General features: G+C 70.3%; 16 protein-coding genes. 2 read left to right on the top strand and 14 right to left on the bottom strand.

Going from position 1 to position 20,211, the window contains the following annotated elements:
• Positions 1-247 precede the first annotated feature (247 nt).
• A complete protein-coding gene (gene fahA, locus IEZ04_RS17580; protein WP_189217835.1) occupies positions 248-1,468 on the top strand; it encodes a fumarylacetoacetase in 1,221 nt (406 codons plus the stop codon).
• An 84-nt stretch (positions 1,469-1,552) separates the two neighbouring features.
• Here fahA and recQ read toward each other — a convergent pair whose 3' ends face one another.
• Positions 1,553-3,619, bottom strand: coding sequence for a DNA helicase RecQ (gene recQ, locus IEZ04_RS17575; protein ID WP_189217834.1), 2,067 nt, complete (start codon positions 3,617-3,619; stop codon positions 1,553-1,555).
• A gap of 222 nt (positions 3,620-3,841) precedes the next feature.
• Here recQ and IEZ04_RS17570 point away from each other — a divergent pair, with 222 nt between their 5' ends.
• Positions 3,842-4,444: a Uma2 family endonuclease gene (locus IEZ04_RS17570; protein WP_189217833.1), complete on the top strand. Its 603-nt coding sequence runs from the start codon at positions 3,842-3,844 to the stop codon at positions 4,442-4,444.
• A 74-nt stretch (positions 4,445-4,518) separates the two neighbouring features.
• Here the strand turns inward: IEZ04_RS17570 and nuoN are convergent, their stop codons facing one another.
• Genes nuoN through IEZ04_RS17505 form a run of 13 tightly spaced genes read right to left on the bottom strand, consistent with a single transcriptional unit; the run spans position 4,519 to position 20,208 of the window.
• Complete coding sequence (gene nuoN / locus IEZ04_RS17565) at positions 4,519-6,168, bottom strand: NADH-quinone oxidoreductase subunit NuoN (protein ID WP_189217832.1); 1,650 nt, start codon at positions 6,166-6,168, stop codon at positions 4,519-4,521.
• Positions 6,165-7,736: an NADH-quinone oxidoreductase subunit M gene (locus IEZ04_RS17560; RefSeq protein ID WP_189217831.1), complete on the bottom strand. Its 1,572-nt coding sequence runs from the start codon at positions 7,734-7,736 to the stop codon at positions 6,165-6,167. The genes nuoN and IEZ04_RS17560 overlap by 4 nt, the downstream gene beginning before the upstream one ends.
• Before the next feature lie 5 nt (positions 7,737-7,741).
• Positions 7,742-9,688 carry an NADH-quinone oxidoreductase subunit L gene (gene nuoL, locus IEZ04_RS17555; protein WP_189217830.1) on the bottom strand — a complete coding sequence of 649 codons (1,947 nt, stop codon included), beginning with the start codon at positions 9,686-9,688 and terminating at the stop codon, positions 7,742-7,744.
• Between the two features lie 15 nt (positions 9,689-9,703).
• Positions 9,704-10,003 (bottom strand): NADH-quinone oxidoreductase subunit NuoK, encoded by a 300-nt coding sequence (nuoK, locus tag IEZ04_RS17550; protein ID WP_033319573.1) that lies wholly within the window; start codon positions 10,001-10,003, stop codon positions 9,704-9,706.
• A complete protein-coding gene (locus IEZ04_RS17545; protein WP_189217829.1) occupies positions 10,000-10,815 on the bottom strand; it encodes an NADH-quinone oxidoreductase subunit J in 816 nt (271 codons plus the stop codon). Before IEZ04_RS17545 ends, nuoK begins: the two co-directional genes overlap by 4 nt.
• Positions 10,812-11,453: an NADH-quinone oxidoreductase subunit NuoI gene (gene nuoI / locus IEZ04_RS17540; RefSeq protein WP_189217828.1), complete on the bottom strand. Its 642-nt coding sequence runs from the start codon at positions 11,451-11,453 to the stop codon at positions 10,812-10,814. Before nuoI ends, IEZ04_RS17545 begins: the two co-directional genes overlap by 4 nt.
• On the bottom strand, positions 11,446-12,798 hold the full coding sequence (nuoH, locus tag IEZ04_RS17535; RefSeq protein ID WP_189217827.1) for an NADH-quinone oxidoreductase subunit NuoH: 1,353 nt from the start codon (positions 12,796-12,798) through the stop codon (positions 11,446-11,448). Before nuoH ends, nuoI begins: the two co-directional genes overlap by 8 nt.
• On the bottom strand, positions 12,795-15,329 hold the full coding sequence (locus IEZ04_RS17530) for an NADH-quinone oxidoreductase subunit G (protein ID WP_189217826.1): 2,535 nt from the start codon (positions 15,327-15,329) through the stop codon (positions 12,795-12,797). Before IEZ04_RS17530 ends, nuoH begins: the two co-directional genes overlap by 4 nt.
• Entirely contained in the window at positions 15,326-16,678 is a 1,353-nt protein-coding gene (gene nuoF / locus IEZ04_RS17525) for an NADH-quinone oxidoreductase subunit NuoF (RefSeq protein WP_189217825.1), read from the bottom strand. The genes IEZ04_RS17530 and nuoF overlap by 4 nt, the downstream gene beginning before the upstream one ends.
• Positions 16,675-17,517: an NADH-quinone oxidoreductase subunit NuoE gene (gene nuoE, locus IEZ04_RS17520; RefSeq protein WP_189217824.1), complete on the bottom strand. Its 843-nt coding sequence runs from the start codon at positions 17,515-17,517 to the stop codon at positions 16,675-16,677. Before nuoE ends, nuoF begins: the two co-directional genes overlap by 4 nt.
• A gap of 29 nt (positions 17,518-17,546) precedes the next feature.
• On the bottom strand, positions 17,547-18,881 hold the full coding sequence (locus IEZ04_RS17515; protein WP_189217823.1) for an NADH-quinone oxidoreductase subunit D: 1,335 nt from the start codon (positions 18,879-18,881) through the stop codon (positions 17,547-17,549).
• Positions 18,878-19,657 (bottom strand): NADH-quinone oxidoreductase subunit C, encoded by a 780-nt coding sequence (locus IEZ04_RS17510; RefSeq protein WP_189217822.1) that lies wholly within the window; start codon positions 19,655-19,657, stop codon positions 18,878-18,880. Before IEZ04_RS17510 ends, IEZ04_RS17515 begins: the two co-directional genes overlap by 4 nt.
• On the bottom strand, positions 19,654-20,208 hold the full coding sequence (locus tag IEZ04_RS17505; RefSeq protein WP_189217821.1) for a NuoB/complex I 20 kDa subunit family protein: 555 nt from the start codon (positions 20,206-20,208) through the stop codon (positions 19,654-19,656). Before IEZ04_RS17505 ends, IEZ04_RS17510 begins: the two co-directional genes overlap by 4 nt.
• Positions 20,209-20,211 lie beyond the last annotated feature (3 nt).

Genomic DNA, 20,211 nt, shown 5'->3' with positions numbered 1-20,211 from the left:
ACCCCCACGCACGGGTCCCCCCTACCTGTCCCCCCCCTGACGAACCCGGACCCGCCCCGTCCGCGTCCGTGCCCCCAAAGGACGCTAAGCCGGAATTACCTGTTCCGACCGAGCCGTATCAGGACATTGCGAACTCTTTAGACAATGCCGCCCCTGCCTGAATCCGTCGTGTCGCCGTAACGTGTGCCGCGGCCATCCCGATCACCTCCCGACCGCACGGACAGCACGGAAAGTGAGGCACCACCCGATGCCCTCCTTCGATGTCCCCGAAGGCGACCCCTTCGGCCCGCACAACCTCCCGTACGGCGTGTTCTCCCGGTCCGGCTCCGACTCCGGCGCTCGGACGGTCGGTGTACGTCTGGGCGACCAGGTCCTGGACGCGGGCGCCGCGGCCCGGGCCCTCGCCTCCCCGTACGCATCGCTCCTGTCCCGGCCCACGCTCGGCCCCCTCCTCGCCGCCGGCCGCACCACCTGGTCCGATGTCCGCCGCGCCCTCACGACCTGGGTGACGGTCCCCTCCCACCGGGAGACGATCGCCCCCTTCCTGCACCCCCTGTCCTCGGTGGCCCTCCACCTCCCCTTCGAGGTCGCGGATTACGTCGACTTCTACGCGTCCGAGAACCATGCCCGGAACGTCGGCCGGATCTTCCGCCCCGACGCCACCGAGCCCCTCACCCCCAACTGGAAGCACCTGCCGATCGGTTACCACGGCCGGTCCGGCACCGTGGTGGTCTCCGGTACGGACGTCGCGCGCCCCTCGGGCCAGCGCAAGTCCCCCACCGACCCGGCTCCGGTCTTCGGCCCCTCCGTCCGGCTGGACATCGAGGCGGAGGTCGGCTTCGTGGTCGGCGTACCCTCCCCCATGGGCAGCCCGGTTCCCCTCTCCTCCTTCCGGGAGCACGTCTTCGGCCTGTGCCTGCTGAACGACTGGTCGGCCCGTGACCTGCAGTCCTGGGAGTACGTCCCCCTCGGCCCGTTCCTCGGCAAGTCCTTCGCCACGTCCGTCTCGGCGTGGATCACCCCGCTGGACGCCCTGGACGAGGCCCGCGTGAGCCCGCCGGAGCGCACACATCCCCTGCTTCCCTACCTGGACGACTCGGCCGAGGACCCGTACGGCTACGACCTCCGTATCTCGGTCGCCGTCAACGGCCACGTGGTGTCCGAGCCACCGTTCTCCACGATGTACTGGACGGCCGCCCAGCAGCTCGCCCACCTGACGGTCAACGGCGCGTCCCTCCGCACCGGTGACCTGTACGCCTCCGGCACGGTCAGCGGGCCCGCGCCCGACCAGCGGGGCTCCCTCCTGGAACTCACCTGGAACGGCCGCGACCCGCTGGCCCTCCCCACCGGCGAGCGCGCCTTCCTTGAGGACGGCGACGAGGTGACGCTGACGGCCTGGGCACCCGGCCCGCACGGCACGCGGGTGGGGCTGGGCGAGGTCAGGGGGCGGGTGCGGCCGGCCGGCTGACCGCCCCCGGCCGGTCCTGGCCACCTCCGGCCGGTTCTGGCCACCCCCGGCCGGCCCCGTGTCCGGTCGTACGGCCGGCCCGGCTCAGGCCCAGTCGTCCGGCTCGGGTTCCGGTTCCGTGTCCGGCCAGTCGAAGGGGTCGTCCGCGTCGCTCACCGTGCCCGTCGCGCTCCCCGCGCCCACCGGAGCCGGGCGGTCGTCCGAAGCCGGGCGGTCGTCCGAAGCCGGGCGGTCGTCCGGGGAGCCGCCCAGGGAGGCAAGCACTCCGAGCACTCCCTCCCCGTACGTCGCCAGCTTCTTCTCGCCGACCCCGCCGACGGTCCCGAGCTCGGCCACATTCGTGGGCCGCACGGTCGCGATCTCGCGGAGCGTGGCGTCGTGGAAGATGACGTACGCGGGAACGCCCTGCTCCCGCGCCTGCTCGGCGCGCCAGGCGCGCAGCGCCTCGAACACCGGCACCAGCTCCGGCGCCAGCTCGGCCGCCGCCGCACCCTTCGGCCTGCGCTCACCGCTCCGGCCGCCCGAGGACGCCTTCGCCGCGGCGGCCCGCTTGACCTGCTCCTTCCGCAGCGGCACCTCGCGCTCCCGCCGCAGCACCGACCCGCTCGCCTCGGTGAGCACCAGCGTCCCGTACTCGCCCTCGACCGCGAGCAGCCCCTGAGCCAGCAGCTGCCGGGCCACGCCCCGCCACTCGGCCTCCGAGAGGTCCTCGCCGATGCCGAACACGGAGAGCTGGTCGTGGTCGAACTGGATCACCTTGGCGGTGCGCCGCCCGAGCAGGATGTCGACTATCTGCCCGGCACCGAACTTCTGGCCCCGCTCCCGCTTCAGCCGCACGATCGTGGACAGCAGCTTCTGCGCGGCGACGGTGCCGTCCCAGGTCTCCGGCGGGGTCAGGCAGGTGTCGCAGTTACCGCAGGTCCCCGTACCGGGCTCCTGGCCGAAGTAGGCGAGGAGCTGTGCGCGCCGGCACCGGGCGGTCTCGCACAGGGCCAGCATCGCGTCCAGGTGTGCGGCGGCCCGACGGCGGAAGGTCTCGTCGCCCTCGCCCGTCTGGATCATCTTGCGCTGCTGGACCACGTCCTGCAGCCCGTACGCCATCCACGCCGTCGACGGCAGCCCGTCCCGGCCCGCACGCCCCGTCTCCTGGTAGTAGCCCTCGACCGACTTCGGCAGGTCGAGGTGGGCGACGAACCGTACGTCCGGCTTGTCGATGCCCATGCCGAAGGCGATGGTCGCCACGACGACCAGGCCCTCCTCGCGCAGGAACCGCGCCTGGTGGGCGGCGCGCGTCCCCGCGTCCAGGCCCGCGTGGTACGGCACCGCCTCGATGCCGTTGCGGGTGAGGAACTCGGCGGTCTTCTCCACCGAGTTCCGCGACAGGCAGTACACGATGCCCGCGTCGCCCTCGTGCTCCTCGCGCAGGAAGGAGAGCAGCTGCTTCTTGGGGTCGGCCTTCGGGACTATGCGGTACTGGATGTTCGGCCGGTCGAAGCTCGCCTCGAAGTGGCGGGCCTGAGGCATGGCCAGCCGCTCGGTGATCTCGCGGTGGGTGGCGCGGGTGGCGGTGGCGGTGAGCGCGATCCGCGGCACGTCCGGCCAGCGCTCGCCCAGCAGCGACAGCGCCAGGTAGTCGGGGCGGAAGTCGTGGCCCCACTGCGACACGCAGTGCGCCTCGTCGATGGCGAAGACGGAGATCTTGCCGCGGGAGAGCAGGTCGAGCGTGCCCTCCAGGCGCAGCCGCTCCGGCGCCAGGTACAGCAGGTCCAGCTCGCCCGCCAGGAACTGGGCCTCCACCACGCGCCGCTCGTCGAAGTCCTGCGTGGAGTTGATGAAGCCGGCCTGCACGCCGAGCGCCCGCAGCGCGTCCACCTGGTCCTGCATGAGGGCGATGAGCGGGGAGACCACGATGCCCGTGCCGGGTCTGACCAGGGCCGGGATCTGGTAGCAGAGCGACTTGCCGCCGCCGGTCGGCATGAGCACGACGGCGTCGCCGCCGGTGACCACGTGCTCGATGATCGCTTCCTGCTGCCCGCGGAAGGCGTCGTAGCCGAAGACGCGGTGCAGCGTGGCGAGCGCCTCGCTGTCGCCTCCGGCCGGTCCCGCGGTCGCGGTCGCCTCGATTCCGGTCATCACACCTGTTCCGCTCATAGTCCCGTCCCCCGTACGTCGTGGTCGTCCGTGGTTCCTCGACCACTGCGTCCACGATAGGGGCCCGGACCGACAGGCACGGAGTTATCCACAGGCCGGGTGCCTCGGGACCGGAGCGCCTCGTCAAAGACACGGCGCTCGTTCACACGTACGCGGGAGACCTGCCCGTTTCCGGCCGATAGTCTGAAGTGACCGGCGAGACTCCGTCCCATGGGAGCACTCATGAGCGTCGAACCCAAGACGTCCACACCTGCTTGGCCGATGCCGCCGGAGGGCGGCTGGACCGCCGACGACCTCGATCAGCTTCCGAATCTGCCTCCTCACACGGAACTGATCGACGGGAGCTTGGTCTTCGTGCGTCCGCACACTGCCTGTCACGAACGCGCTGTTGACTTCTTCAAGTGGCATCTCCAGTCCGTAGCCCCCAGCGATTTCGAGGTCTACCGCGAGTTCACCATTGACATCGACTCCCAGAACCGGCCCGAGCCCGACGTGATCGTGGTGCGCGGTGACGTGGTGGGTGATCCGGATACGACCCGCTATCCAGCCGGAGCCGTCCTGCTGGCTGTCGAGGTAGTTTCGCCGGACTCTGTTTCGCGGGACCAGCAGACCAAGCCGCTCAAGTACGCCCGAGCAGGCATTTCGCACTACTGGCGGGTCGAGAACGAGAAGGGTCTCGCCGTAGTGCACGCCTTTGAACTGGAACCGACCACAGGTGCCTACACCAGCGTCGGCATCTTCCGTGAGCGCATGAAGATGGATGCTCCTTTCCCGGTGGATCTCGACCTGACCGGTATCAGGACACGACGCGAACGCAGTCAGTAGTCCTAACAGCCGACGGCCCGGCCCCCTCTCCCAAGGGACCGGGCCGTCGCTCACCCCACAGACACAGGGGTGCGTCAGCGGACGAAAACGCCCGCCTGGCTCGCGAGGTCCAGGAAGTACTGGGGCGCCACGCCCAGCACCACCGTGACCGCGACACCGACCGCGATCGCCGTCATGGTCAGCGGTGACGGCACCGCGACCGTCGGGCCCTCGGGGCGCGGCTCGCTGAAGAACATGAGCACGATCACACGGATGTAGAAGAACGCGGCGATGGCCGACGAGATCACACCGATCACGACGATCGCGCCCGCCCCGCCCTCGGCCGCCGCCTTGAACACGGCGAACTTCCCCGCGAACCCGGAGGTCAGCGGAATGCCCGCGAAGGCCAGCAGGAAGACCGCGAACACCGCCGCGACCAGGGGCGAGCGGCGCCCGAGCCCCGCCCACTTCGACAGGTGCGTCGCCTCGCCGCCCGCGTCCCGTACCAGCGTGACCACCGCGAAGGCGCCGATCGTCACGAACGAGTACGCGGCCAGGTAGAACAGCACCGAGGAGATGCCGTCCGGCGAGGCCGCGATCACACCGGCGAGGATGAAGCCCGCGTGCGCGATCGACGAGTACGCCAGCAGCCGCTTGATGTCGGTCTGGGTGATCGCGACGATCGCGCCGCCCAGCATGGTGACGATCGCGACGGCCCACATCACCGGCCGCCAGTCCCAGCGCAGGCCGGGCAGGACCACGTACAGCACGCGCAGCAGCGCGCCGAACGCCGCCACCTTCGTCGCCGCCGCCATGAAGCCGGTGACCGGGGTGGGCGCGCCCTGGTACACGTCCGGCGTCCACATGTGGAACGGCACCGCGCCCACCTTGAACAGCAGGCCCATCACCAGCATCGCGGTGCCGACGAGCAGCAGCGCGTCGTTGCCCATGGTCTCGGCGAGCGCGGGGGTCACGTTCTGCACGGTGCCGTCGACGACCTGGGCGATCGTCGCGTACGACACGGAACCCGCGTACCCGTACAGCAGCGCGATGCCGAACAGGGTGAACGCGGAGGCGAAGGCGCCCAGCAGGAAGTACTTGACCGCGGCCTCCTGCGACACCAGCCGCTTGCGGCGGGCCAGGGCGCACAGCAGGTACAGCGGCAGCGAGAAGACCTCCAGCGCGATGAACAGGGTCAGCAGGTCGTTGGCCGCCGGAAAGATCAGCATGCCGCCGACCGCGAAGAGCAGCAGCGGGAACACCTCGGTGGTGGTGAACCCGGCCCTGACCGCGGCCTTCTCGCCCTCGCTGCCCGGTACGGAGGCGGCCTGCGCGGCGAACGAGTCGACCCGGTTGCCGTGCGCCACCGGGTCGAGCCGCCGCTCGGCGAAGGTGAACACGCCGAGCAGTCCGGCGAGCAGGATGGTGCCCTGCAGGAAGAGGGCCGGTCCGTCGACGGCGATCGCGCCCATCGCCACGATGCCCGCCTTGGTGGTGGCGTGACCGCCGGCCGCCAGGGCGACGACCGCGGCGAAGGCGGCTGCCAGGGCGACGACGGACAGGAAGACCTGGGCGTGGTAACGGGACCTGCGCGGCACCAGGGCCTCGATCAGGATGCCGAGGATCGCCGCCCCGATCACGATCAGGGTGGGCGCCAGCTGCCCGTACTCGATCTTCGGCGCGTCGATCTTCTCGATCGGGTCGGCCGCCATTGTCCACAGGCTGTGGACGGCTGATGCGCTCACTTGGCCGCCTCCACCTCGGGCTGGGGATCCTGCTTCTGGACGTCGGACATGGTCTGCTTCACCGCGGGGTTGACGATGTCGGTGACCGGCTTCGGGTAGACGCCCAGCAGGAGCAGCAGGGCGATCAGCGGGGCGACGACGACGAGCTCCCGGACGCGCAGGTCCGGCATCTTCGCGACCTCCGGCTTCACCGGGCCCGTCATGGTCCTCTGGTAGAGGACGAGGACGTACAGCGCGGCGAGGACGATGCCGAAGGTGGCGATGATTCCGGCCGCCGGGTAGCGCGCGAACGTGCCGACCAGGACCAGGAACTCACTGACGAACGGCGCCAGCCCCGGCAGCGACAGCGTCGCCAGGCCGCCGATCAGGAAGGTGCCGGCGAGCACCGGGGCCACCTTCTGCACGCCCCCGTAGTCGGCGATGAGCCGGGAGCCGCGCCGCGAGATCAGGAAGCCCGCCACCAGCATCAGCGCGGCGGTCGAGATCCCGTGGTTGACCATGTAGAGCGTGGCGCCCGACTGGCCCTGGCTGGTCATCGCGAAGATGCCGAGGATGATGAAGCCGAAGTGCGAGATCGACGCGTACGCCACCAGCCGCTTGATGTCGCGCTGGCCGACGGCGAGCAGCGCCCCGTAGATGATGCTGATCAGGGCGAGGACGAGGATGGCGGGCGTCGCCCACTTCGACGCCTCCGGGAACAGCCCGAGGCAGAAGCGCAGCATGGCGAAGGTGCCCACCTTGTCGACGACCGCCGTGATCAGCACGGCGACCGGGGCGGTGGCCTCCCCCATCGCGTTGGGCAGCCAGGTGTGCAGCGGCCACAGGGGCGCCTTCACCGCGAAGGCGAAGAAGAAGCCGAGGAACAGCCACCGCTCGGTGCTGGTCGCCATCTCCAGCGAGCCGTTGGCGCGGGCCTCGGCGATCTCGGTGAGGGAGAAGTTCCCGGCGACCACGTACAGGCCGATGACCGCGGCCAGCATGATCAGGCCGCCGGCGAGGTTGTAGAGGAGGAACTTCACGGCCGCGTACGACCGCTGGGTGGCCGCCGTCTCCTCGCCGTGCTCGTGGGCCCGGTCCCCGAAGCCGCCGATGAGGAAGTACATCGGGATGAGCATGGCCTCGAAGAAGATGTAGAAGAGGAAGACGTCCGTGGCCTCGAAGGAGATGATCACCATCGCCTCGACGGCCAGGATCAGGGCAAAGAAGCCCTGAGTGGGCCGCCAGCGCTTGTTCCCGGTCTCGTGGGGGTCGGCGTCGTGCCAGCCCGCGAGGATGATGAACGGGATGAGCAGGGCGGTGAGCGTGATCAGCGCCACCGCGATGCCGTCGACGCCGAGCTCGTACCGCACCCCGAAGTCCGCGATCCAGGCGTGGGACTCGGTGAGCTGGTAGCGGGCGCCGTCCGGGTCGAAGCGCACCAGCACGGTGACGGCGAGCGCCAGCGTGCCCAGTGAGACGAGCAGCGCCAGCCACTTGGCGGCGGTGCGCTTCGCGGCCGGTACGGCGGCCGTGGCGATCGCCCCGAGGGCAGGGAGCACCGCCGTCGCTGTCAGGAGGGGAAAGGACATCGGTATCAGACCGCCCTCATCAGCAGGGTCGCGGCGATGAGGACCGCCGCACCGCCGAACATCGAGACCGCGTAGCTGCGCGCGTAACCGTTCTGGAGCCTGCGCAGCCGTCCGGAGAGGCCGCCGACCGAGGCCGCCGTGCCGTTGACGACGCCGTCGACCAGGGTGTGGTCGACGTACACCAGGGAGCGCGTCAGGTGCTCGCCGCCGCGGACCAGGACCACGTGGTTGAAGTCGTCCTGGAGGAGGTCGCGCCGGGCGGCCCGGGTGAGCAGCGATCCGCGCGGGGCGACGACGGGCACGGGACGGCGCCCGTAGTGGAGGTACGCCAGTCCGGCGCCGAGGAGGAGGACGACCACCGTGGAGAGGGTCACCGTCAGCGCGCTGACCGGGGGGTGCCCGTGCTCATGGCCGGTGACGGGCTCCAGCCAGTGCACGAACCGGTCGCCGATGCCGAAGAACGCGCCCGCGAAGACGGAACCGAAGGCCAGCACGATCATGGGGATCGTCATCGACTTGGGTGACTCGTGCGGATGGGGTTCCGCATGGGCCCCCTGGTGCTCGGCGGCGGGCTCCACGTCCGGCTGGTCCGGTGAGGCGGTGGCCCGGTGCCGCCAGCGCTCCTCGCCGAAGAAGGTCATCAGCATCACGCGCGTCATGTAGTACGCCGTGAGGGCCGCGCCCAGCAGGGCCGCGCCGCCGACGATCCAGCCCTCGGCGCCGCCCTTGGCGAAGGCCGCCTCGATGATCTTGTCCTTGGAGAAGAAGCCGGACAGGCCCGGGAAGCCGATGATGGCGAGGTAGCCGAGGCCAAAGGTGACGAAGGTGACCGGCATGTACTTCCGCAGGCCGCCGTACTTGCGCATGTCGACCTCGTCGTTCATGCCGTGCATGACCGAGCCGGCGCCGAGGAACAGCCCGGCCTTGAAGAAGCCGTGCGTCACCAGGTGCATGATCGCGAAGACGTAGCCGATGGGGCCGAGGCCCGCGGCGAGCACCATGTAGCCGATCTGCGACATGGTCGAACCGGCCAGCGCCTTCTTGATGTCGTCCTTCGCGCAACCGACGATCGCACCGAACAGCAGCGTGACCGCGCCGACCACGGTGACGACCAGCTGGGCGTTCGGCGCGGCGTTGAAGATGTCGGCGGAGCGGACGATCAGGTAGACGCCCGCGGTCACCATGGTCGCGGCGTGGATGAGGGCCGAGACCGGGGTCGGGCCCTCCATCGCGTCGCCGAGCCAGGACTGCAGCGGCACCTGGGCCGACTTGCCGCAGGCGGCGAGCAGCAGCATCAGGGCGATCGCGGTCAGCGTGCCCTCGCCGGTCTCCCCCACGCGTCCCAGCACCGGCCCGAAGGCGAAGGTGCCGAAGGTGGTGAACATCAGCATGATCGCGATCGACAGGCCCATGTCGCCGACGCGGTTGACCAGGAAGGCCTTCTTCGCGGCGGTCGCGGCGCTGGGCTTGTGCTGCCAGAAGCCGATGAGCAGGTACGAGGCGAGACCGACGCCCTCCCAGCCGACGTACAGCAGCAGGTAGTTGTCGGCGAGGACGAGCAGCAGCATCGCCGCGAGGAACAGGTTGAGGTAGCCGAAGAAGCGGCGGCGGCGCTCGTCGTGCTCCATGTACCCGATCGAGTACACGTGGATGAGCGTGCCGACGCCGGTGATCAGCAGCACGAACGTCATCGACAGCTGGTCGAGCTGGAAGGCGATGTCCGCCTGGAAGTCCCCGACCGGGATCCAGCTGAACAGGTGCTGCCCGATCTCGCGGGCCTCCGCGTCCTTGCCGAGCATGTCGGCGAAGAGGAGGGCGCCGATGACGAAGGAGGCGGCCGCGAGGACCGTGCCGATCCAGTGCCCGACGGCGTCGAGGCGCCGGCCGCCGCACAGCAGGACGGCCGCTCCGAGCAGGGGCGCCGCCACCAGCAGCGCAATCAGGTTCTCCACGATTCTTCCGACCCCTTACAGCTTCATCAGGCTGGCGTCGTCGACCGAGGCCGAGTGGCGGGAACGGAACAGCGACACGATGATCGCGAGCCCGACCACGACCTCCGCCGCGGCGACGACCATCGTGAAGAAGGCGATGATCTGGCCGTCGAGGTTGCCGTGCATGCGGGAGAAGGCGACGAGCGCGAGGTTGCAGGCGTTGAGCATCAGCTCGACGCACATGAACACCACGATCGCGTTCCGCCTGATCAGCACGCCGGAGGCGCCGATCGTGAACAACAGGGCGGCGAGGTAGAGGTAGTTGACGGGATTCACTTCGACGCCTCCCCGCTCCTGGTGCGCTCCAGGCGGGCTTCGGAACGCTGCTCCAGGGCCTTGAGGTCCTTCAGCGCCTCGGCCGACACGTCCCGGATCTGACCGCGCTCCCGCAGCGTCCGGTTGACGGTGAGCTCGGACGGGGTGCCGTCCGGCAGCAGGCCCGCGATGTCCACCGCGTTGTGCCGGGCGTACACACCGGGGGCGGGCAGCGGCGGCAGGTGCTTGCCCTCCCGGACGCGCTGCTCGGCCAGCTCGCGCTGGGTCTTCGCCCGCTCGGTGCGCTCGCGGTGGGTGAGCACCATGGCGCCGACCGAGGCCGTGATGAGCAGGGCACCGGTGAGCTCGAAGGCGAACACGTACTTGGTGAAGAGGAGCTGCGCGAGGCCCTCGACGTTGCCGCCGGCGTTGGCCTGGGCGAGGCCGTCGAACTGGGTCAGCGAGGCGTTGCCGATGCCGGCGATCAGCAGGATGCCGAAGCCGAGGCCGCACAGCAGGGCCAGCCAGCGCTGTCCCTTGATGGTCTCCTTCAGGGAGTCCGCCGCGGTGACGCCGACGAGCATCACCACGAACAGGAACAGCATCATGATCGCGCCGGTGTAGACGACGATCTGCACGATGCCCAGGAAGTAGGCGCCGTTGGCGAGGTAGAAGACCGCCAGGATGATCATGGTGCCGGCGAGGCAGAGCGCGCTGTGCACGGCCCTCTTCATGAAGACGGTGCACAGCGCGCCGATCACGGCGACGGTGCCCAGCACCCAGAACTGCACGGCCTCACCGGTGGAGGTGGAGTACGCGGCGAGCTGCGTCATCGGCGGATCACCTGCTCCGACGCCGGCTCGTCCTCGCCGAAGGTCGAGGCGCCCTCCTGCGGGACCTCGCCCTTGGAGCGGGCCACCTGGCGCTCCGTGCCCGGCGCCGCCTCCGTGACCAGTCCCCGGTAGTAGTCCTGCTCGTCCGTGCCGGGGTAGATCGCGTGCGGTGAGTCGACCATGCCGTCCTCGAGGCCGGCGAGCAGCTGTTCCTTGGTGTAGATGAGGTTGGCGCGGCTGGAGTCGGCCAGCTCGAACTCGTTGGTCATCGTCAGCGCGCGCGTGGGGCACGCCTCGATGCACAGGCCGCACAGGATGCAGCGGGCGTAGTTGATCTGGTAGACGCGGCCGTACCGCTCGCCCGGCGAGTAGCGCTCCTCGTCGGTGTTGTCCGCGCCCTCCACGTAGATGGCGTCCGCGGGGCACGCCCAGGCGCACAGCTCGCAGCCGACGCACTTCTCCAGTCCGTCCGGATGGCGGTTGAGCTGGTGCCGGCCGTGGAACCGCGGAGCGGTGACCTTCTTCTGCTCGGGGTACTGCTCGGTCAGCCGCTTCTTGAACATGGCCTTGAAGGTCACGCCGAAACCGGCGACGGGGTTCTGGAAACCCGGCTCGGTCTCCTTCGGCTCATCAGCCATCGGACGCCTCCCTCCCACTCGATTTTCCGTCACTGTCAGTATCCGCCCCACCACTGACAATCAGCTCCCGCTCCCGGCGTGACCGCCTGCGCGGCACCGGTGGCAGGGTCTGGCCGGGCAGCGGCGGTACGGGGAAACCACCGGCCATGGGATCGAAAGCGGGGGGTTCGGCGGGCTCCTCCGCCACCTCGCGCCGGTCGCGGAACATGTCCGCCACGAACGAGAGCACGAGCACGATGAGGATCGCCGCGGCGACGTACAGGGCGATCTCGGTGAAGTCGTAGTTCTCGTTGCGCAGGGTCCGTACGGTCGCGACGAGCATCAGCCAGACCACGGAGACCGGGATGAGGACCTTCCAGCCGAGCTTCATGAGCTGGTCGTAGCGGACGCGCGGGAGCGAGCCGCGCAGCCAGATGAAGAAGAACAGCAGCAGCTGCACCTTCAGGACGAACCAGAGCATCGGCCACCAGCCCTGGTTGGCGCCCTCCCAGAAGGTGCTGACGGGCCACGGGGCGCGCCAGCCGCCGAGGAAGAGCGTGGTGGCGACCGCCGAGACCGTCACCATGTTCACGTACTCGGCGAGCATGAACATCGCGAACTTGATGGACGAGTACTCGGTGTTGAAGCCGCCGACCAGGTCGCCCTCGGACTCCGGCATGTCGAAGGGGGCGCGGTTGGTCTCGCCGACCATCGTGACGATGTAGATCACGAAGGAGAGCGGCAGCAGGACGATGTACCAGCGGTCCGCCTGCGCCTCGACGATCGCGGACGTCGACATCGACCCCGAGTAGAGGAAGACGGAGGCGAAGGCGGCGCCCATGGCGATCTCGTAGGAGATCATCTGTGCGCAGGAACGCAGTCCGCCGAGCAGCGGGTACGTCGAGCCGGAGCTCCAGCCCGCCAGCACGATGCCGTAGATTCCGACCGAGGCGACCGCGAGGATGTACAGCATCGCGATCGGCAGGTCGGTGAGCTGCAGCGCCGTGCGGTGGCCGAAGATCGAGACGGTCGGGCCGAACGGGATCACCGCGATCGCCATGAAGGCCGGGATGGCGGCGACGACCGGCGCGAGGACGTAGACCACCTTGTCCGCGCGCTTGACGACGACGTCTTCCTTGAGCATCAGCTTCACGCCGTCGGCGAGCGACTGGAGCAGGCCCCAGGGGCCGTTCCGGTTGGGGCCGATGCGCAGCTGCATCCAGGCGACGACCTTGCGCTCCCAGACGATGGCGAACAGCACCGTCAGCATCAGGAAGGCGAAGCAGAACACCGCCTTGAGCGCGACCAGCCACCACGGGTCCTGGCCGAACAGCGACAGGTCCTCGGCGGCGAAGTACTGGCTCATGCCTCCACCTCCTGGGAGACCTGGGAGACCTGGGAGACCTGGGCGTCCTCGGGGGCGAGGGGCGCCGGGCCGATGCGGACGAGCGAGCCGGGCAGCGCCCCGGTGCCGGAGGCGACGCCCGTTCCGGCGGAGTTGAGCGGCAGCCAGACCACACGGTCGGGCATCTCCGTGATCTGCAGCGGCAGTTCGACGGAGCCCTCGGGGCCGCTCACCGCCAGGAGGTCGCCGTCCTCGACGCCCGCCTCGGCGGCCGTGGCGGCCGACACGCGCGCGCGTGCGGCGTGCCGTGTCCCCGCGAGGGCCTCGTCGCCGTCCTGGAGCCGGCCCTGGTCGAGCAGCAGCCGGTGGCCGGCGAGGACCGCCTCGCCGGTGGCCGGACGCGGCAACTGGCCGGCGCTCTCCATCGATTCGGTGGCCCGCGGCCCGTCCCAGGCTCCCAGCCGGTCCAGCTCCGCGCGCGTGGTGCGCAGGTCGGGCAGTCCGAGGTGGACGTCCATGGCGTCGGCCAGCATCTGCAGGACGCGGCCGTCGGTGGGCGCCAGACGGCGGGTCATCTGGTCGGGCTTGAGCGCGGCCTCGAAGGGGCGCACGCGGCCCTCCCAGTTGAGGAAGGCGCCCGCCTTCTCGGCGACCGCGGCGACCGGCAGGACGACGTCGGCGTGCTCGGTGACCTCGCTGGGCCGGAGCTCCAGCGACACCAGGAAGCCGACCTCGCGCAGTGCCGCACGCGCGCGTGCCGGGTCGGGCAGGTCGGCGACCTCCACGCCCGCCACCAGCAGGGCCCGCAGCTCGCCTCCGGCGGCGGCCTCGACGATCTCGCCGGTGGCGCGGCCGCGGCGGTGCGGGAGTCCGGCGAGGCCCCAGACGGCGGCCACCTCGTCCCGCGCGCGCGGGTCGGTGGCCGGACGGCCGCCCGGCAGCAGCGTCGGCAGCGCGCCCGCCTCGACGGCGCCGCGCTCCCCGGCCCGGCGGGGGATCCACACCAGCCGGGCGCCGGTGGCGGCCGCAGCGCGTACGGCGGCGGTCAGCCCGCCCGCCACTCCGGCGAGCCGCTCGCCGACGACGATCACCGCGCCCTCGGCGCGCAGCGCCTCGGCGGCCGCGGCTCCGTCCTCCTCCAGCCCGAACCGGCTCGCGAGGGCGTCCAGCCACTCCGGTTCGGTGCCGGGCGCGGCGGGCAGCAGTGTGCCGCCGACCTTTTCGAGGCCCCGGGTGGTGTACGTGGCCAGGGAGTACACCCTCTGCCCGTGCTTGCGCCAGGCCTTGCGCAGCCGCAGGAAGACTCCGGGGGCCTCCTCCTCGGCCTCGAACCCGGCCAGCAGGACGGCGGGCGCCTTCTCCAGGTCGGTGTACGTGACTCCCGTGCCCTCCCCGAGGTCGCGGCCGCGTCCGGCGACCTTCGCCGCCAGGAACTCGGCCTCCTCGGCGCTGTGCACGCGCGCGCGGAAGTCGATGTCGTTGGTGTCGAGGGCCACGCGCGCGAACTTGCTGTACGCGTAGGCGTCCTCGACGGTGAGCCGGCCGCCGGTCAGCACGCCCGCGCGGCCACGGGCAGCCAGCAGCCCCTGGGCTGCGGCCTGAAGGGCCTCCGGCCAGGAGGCGGGCCGCAGGACGCCCTCCTCGTCGCGTACGAGCGGAGTGGTCAGCCGGTCCGGGCGCTGCGCGTACCGGAACGCGAACCGGCCCTTGTCGCAGATCCACTCCTCGTTGACCTCGAGGTCGTTGGCGGCGAGCCGCCGCATGACCTTGCCGCGCCGGTGGTCCGTGCGCGTCGCGCAGCCGCCCGAGCAGTGCTCGCACACCGACGGCGACGACACCAGGTCGAAGGGCCGGGAGCGGAAGCGGTACGCCGCCGAGGTCAGCGCGCCGACCGGGCAGATCTGGATGGTGTTGCCGGAGAAGTACGACTCGAAGGGGTCGCCCTCGCCGGTGCCGACCTGCTGGAGCGCGCCCCGTTCGATCAGCTCGATCATCGGGTCGCCGGCGACCTGGTTGGAGAAGCGGGTGCAGCGGGCGCACAGCACGCACCGCTCGCGGTCGAGCAGCACCTGCGTGGAGATCGGCACCGGCTTCTCGTACGTGCGCTTGCGGCCCTCGAAGCGGGACTCGGCGTTGCCGTGCGACATGGCCTGGTTCTGCAGCGGGCACTCGCCGCCCTTGTCGCAGACGGGGCAGTCCAGCGGGTGGTTGATGAGCAGCAGCTCCATCACACCGTGCTGGGCCTTCTCCGCGACGGGCGAGGTGAGGTGCGTCCTGACGACCATCCCGTCGGTGCAGGTGATCGTGCAGGACGCCATGGGCTTGCGCTGGCCCTCCACCTCGACGATGCACTGCCGGCAGGCGCCGGCCGGGTCGAGGAGGGGGTGGTCGCAGAAGCGGGGGATCTCGATGCCGAGCTGTTCGGCGGCCCGGATGACCAGGGTGCCCTTGGGCACGCTGATCTCGATGCCGTCGATGGTCAGCGTGACGAGGTCCTCGGGCGGGACCGCCGCCTCTCCGCCCCCGGAGGGAGAACTGGTGGTCACAGTCATGCGTTCACCTCCAGGTGCTTGTCCGCCCAGGCCGTCGATTTGGCCGGGTCGAAGGGGCAGCCGCCGCCCGTGATGTGCTGCTCGTACTCCTCGCGGAAGTACTTGAGGGAGGAGAAGATCGGCGAGGCGGCACCGTCGCCGAGGGCGCAGAAGGACTTGCCGTTGATGTTGTCGGCGATGTCGTTCAGCTTGTCGAGGTCGCTCATGGCACCCTTGCCGGCCTCGATGTCACGCAGCAACTGCACCAGCCAGTACGTCCCTTCGCGGCAGGGCGTGCACTTGCCGCAGGACTCGTGGGCGTAGAACTCGGTCCAGCGCGTCACGGCCCGCACCACGCAGGTGGTCTCGTCGAAGCACTGCAGGGCCTTGGTGCCGAGCATCGAGCCGGCGGCGCCGACGCCCTCGTAGTCGAGGGGCACGTCGAGGTGCTCCTCGGTGAACATCGGCGTCGAGGAGCCGCCCGGCGTCCAGAACTTCAGCCGGTGGCCGGGCCGCATGCCGCCGCTCATGTCGAGGAGCTGGCGCAGGGTGATGCCGAGCGGGGCCTCGTACTGGCCGGGGCTCGCGACGTGGCCGCTGAGCGAGTACAGCGTGAAGCCCGGGGACTTCTCGCTGCCCATCGCCCTGAACCAGTCCTTGCCGTTCTTCAGGATGGCGGGAACCGACGCGATCGACTCGACGTTGTTCACCACAGTGGGGCACGCGTAGAGGCCCGCGACGGCGGGGAAGGGGGGACGGAGCCGCGGTTGACCGCGGCGGCCTTCGAGCGAGTCGAGCAGCGCGGTCTCCTCACCGCAGATGTACGCGCCCGCGCCCGCGTGCACGGTGAGTTCGAGGTCGAGTCCGCTGCCGAGGATGTTCTTGCCGAGGTAGCCGGCCGCGTAGGCCTCACGGACGGCCGAGTGCAGCCGCCGCAGCACGGGGACGACTTCACCCCGCAGGTAGATGAAGGCGTGCGACGACCTGATGGCGTAGCACGCGATGACGATGCCCTCGATGAGGCTGTGCGGGTTCGCGAAGAGGAGCGGGATGTCCTTGCAGGTCCCCGGCTCCGATTCGTCGGCGTTGACCACGAGATAGTGCGGTTTGCCGTCGCCCTGGGGGATGAACTGCCACTTCATCCCCGTGGGGAAGCCCGCGCCGCCGCGGCCGCGCAGTCCGGCCTCCTTGACGTACGCGATGAGGTCGTCCGGTGTCATCGCGAGCGCCTTGCGGAGCCCCTCGTACCCCTCGTGCCTGCGGTAGACGTCCAGCGTCCAGGACCTGTCCTCGTCCCAGAAGGCCGACAGCACGGGTGCGAGCAGCTTCTCCGGGCTGGGGTCCTTGACCTCGGTCGCCACGGTCATCACTCCCCCTCCTCGGCGGTGGGTCCGGCGGGGTTCGCCGGGTCGGAGGCCGAGGTGTCCTGCGGCGCGTCGTGCGAGCTGAGGTGCTCGGCCAGTGACGGGTCGTGCGGCGTCGCGTCACCGGGCGCCCGGTCCTGGGCTGCGTCGTGGGGTCCGCCGTCCCGCGGGTGCACCACGCGCGCGGCCTCGCCCTTGGCGAGCCGGAGGCCGGTCAGGGAGGCGGGTCCCGCGCTCCCGGACGCCTCCACCGCTCCCTCGCGCTCGTCGGGGAAGCCCGCCAGGATGCGGGCGGTCTCCTTGAACGTGCAGAGGGGGGCGCCCCGGGTGGGTGCGACCGGCACGCCCGTGCGCAGGTCGTCGACCAGGCGTTTCGCGCTCTCGACGGTCTGGTTGTCGAAGAACTCCCAGTTGACCATCACGACGGGGGCGAAGTCGCAGGCCGCGTTGCACTCGATGTGCTCCAGGGTGACCTTGCCGTCGTCGGTGGTCCCGCCGTTGCCGACGCCCAGGTGGTCCTGGAGCGCCTCGAAGATCGCGTCGCCGCCCATCACCGCGCACAGCGTGTTGGTGCAGACGCCGACCTGGTAGTCGCCGGAGGGCCTGCGCCGGTACATGGTGTAGAAGGTGGCGACCGCGGTGACCTCGGCCGTGGTCAGGCCGAGCACGTCGGCGCAGAACTGCATGCCGGTGCGGGTGACGTGGCCCTCCTCCGACTGCACCAGGTGCAGCAGCGGCAGCAGGGCCGAGCGCGAGCCGGGGTAGCGGGCGATGATCTCGCGCGCGTCGCGTTCGAGCCGGGCACGGACGTCGTCCGGGTAGTCGGGCGCGGGCAGTTGAGGCATGCCCAGACCGACTGAGTCAGGGGTGGTGGTCACCGGTCGACGCCTCCCATCACGGGGTCGATGGACGCGACGGCGACGATGACGTCGGCGACCTGGCCGCCCTCGCACATCGCCGCCATGGTCTGCAGATTGGTGAAGGACGGGTCGCGGAAGTGGACCCGGAAGGGGCGGGTGCCGCCGTCGGAGACGACGTGCACCCCGAGCTCGCCCTTGGGTGACTCGACCGCCGCGTACGCCTGTCCGGGCGGGACGCGGAAGCCCTCGGTCACCAGCTTGAAGTGGTGGATCAGGGCCTCCATGGAGGTGCCCATGATCGTCTTGATGTGATCGAGCGAGTTGCCCAGTCCGTCCGGGCCCAGGGCGAGCTGGGCGGGCCAGGCGATCTTCTTGTCGCCGACCATGACCGGGCCGGGGGCGAGCCGGTCCAGGCACTGCTCGATGATCCGGAGCGACTGGCGCATCTCCTCCAGGCGGATCAGGAAGCGCCCGTAGGAGTCGCAGGTGTCGGCGGTCGGGACGTCGAAGTCGTACGTCTCGTAGCCGCAGTACGGCTGCGCCTTGCGGAGGTCGTGCGGGAGGCCGGCCGAGCGGAGGATCGGGCCCGTGGCCCCGAGGGCCATGCAGCCGGCCAGGTCCAGGTAGCCGATGTCCTGCATACGGCCCTTGAAGATGGGGTTCCCGGTGGCGAGCTTGTCGTACTCGGTCAGGTTCTTGCGCATCTTCTTCACGAGCTCGCGGATCTGGTCCACCGCGCCGGGCGGCAGGTCCTGGGCGAGTCCGCCGGGCCGGATGTACGCGTGGTTCATCCGCAGGCCGGTGATCAGCTCGAAGACGTCGAGAACGAGTTCACGATCACGGAAGCCGTAGATCATGATCGTGGTCGAGCCCAGCTCCATGCCGCCGGTGGCGACGCACACCAGGTGGGAGGAGAGCCGGTTCAGCTCCATCAGCAGGACGCGGATGACGCTGGCCCGGTCCGGTACCTGGTCCTCGATGCCGAGGAGTTTCTCGACGGCGAGGCAGTACGCCGTCTCGTTGAAGAACGGCGTGAGGTAGTCCATGCGGGTCACGAAGGTCGTGCCCTGGGTCCAGGTGCGGTACTCGAGGTTCTTCTCGATGCCGGTGTGCAGGTAGCCGATGCCGCAGCGGGCCTCGGTGACCGTCTCGCCCTCGATCTCCAGGATGAGCCGGAGCACACCGTGGGTGGAGGGGTGCTGCGGGCCCATGTTGACGACGATGCGCTCGTCGTCGGCCTTCGCCGCGGACTCGACGACCTCGTCCCAGTCGCCGCCGGTGACGGTGTAGACGGTGCCCTCGGTGGTCTCGCGGGTACCCGCCGTGGACGAGGGGGTGTGCGTGCTCATGAGTACGACCTCCGCTGGTCCGGAGCCGGGATCTGGGCGCCCTTGTACTCGACGGGGATGCCGCCGAGGGGGTAGTCCTTGCGCTGCGGGAAGCCCTGCCAGTCGTCCGGCATCATGATCCGCGTCAGGGCCGGGTGGCCGTCGAAGACGATGCCGAAGAAGTCGTACGCCTCGCGCTCGTGCCAGTCGTTCGTCGGGTAGACGGAGACGAGCGACGGGATGTGCGGGTCGGCGTCGGGGGCGGAGACCTCGAGCCGGATCAGCCGGTTGTGGGTGATCGAGCGCAGGTGGTAGACGGCGTGGAGCTCGCGGCCCTTGTCGCCGGGGTAGTGGACGCCGCTCACCCCCGTGCAGAGCTCGAAGCGCAGCGCCGGGTCGTCGCGGAGGGTGCGGGCCACGCGGACCAGGTGCTCGCGTTCGATGTGGAAGGTGAGTTCGCCGCGGTCGACGACCGTCCTGTCGATGGCGTTCTCCGGGAGGAGTCCCTGCTCCTCCAGCGCCCCCTCCAGTTCGTCGGCGACCTCGTCGAACCAGCCGCCGTAGGGGCGGGAGGACGGGCCGGGGAGCCTGATGGAGCGGACCAGGCCGCCGTAGCCGGAGGTGTCGCCGCCGTTGTCCGCGCCGAACATGCCGCGCTGGACGCGGATCTCCTCGCCCTGGTCGCCGCGCTGGCCGGGGAGGTTCGTGGCGGAGAGGTCCTTCTCGGGGTTGACGCCCTCGTCGGAACCCTTCCCGCCCCCCTTGCCGGCGTCGCCGGTGGCCTTCGCGTCACTCATCGCAGCAGCCCCTTCATCTCGATCGTGGGGAGCGCCTTGAGCGCGGCCTCCTCGGCCTCGCGGGCCGCTTCCTCGGCGTTCACGCCGAGCTTGGAGTGCTGGATCTTGTGGTGCAGCTTGAGGATGGCGTCCATCAGCATCTCGGGCCGCGGCGGGCAGCCGGGGAGGTAGATGTCGACGGGGACGACGTGGTCGACGCCCTGGACGATGGCGTAGTTGTTGAACATGCCGCCCGAGGACGCGCAGACCCCCATGGAGATCACCCACTTGGGGTTCGGCATCTGGTCGTAGACCTGCCGCAGCACCGGCGCCATCTTCTGGCTCACCCGGCCGGCGACGATCATGAGGTCGGCCTGGCGGGGTGAGCCGCGGAAGACCTCCATGCCGAAGCGGGCCAGGTCGTAGCGTCCCGCACCCGTGGTCATCATCTCGATGGCACAGCAGGCGAGGCCGAAGGTGGCCGGGAAGACGGACGACTTGCGCACCCAGCCCGCGGCCTGCTCGACGGTGGTCAGCAGGAAACCGCTCGGCAGCTTTTCTTCGAGTCCCATGTC

It is taken from the genome of Streptomyces ruber, from assembly GCF_014648075.1.
GTDB lineage: Bacteria > Actinomycetota > Actinomycetes > Streptomycetales > Streptomycetaceae > Streptomyces > Streptomyces ruber.
Note: the sequence above shows the minus strand (reverse complement) of the source record. Positions and strands in the feature narration are given on the sequence as shown.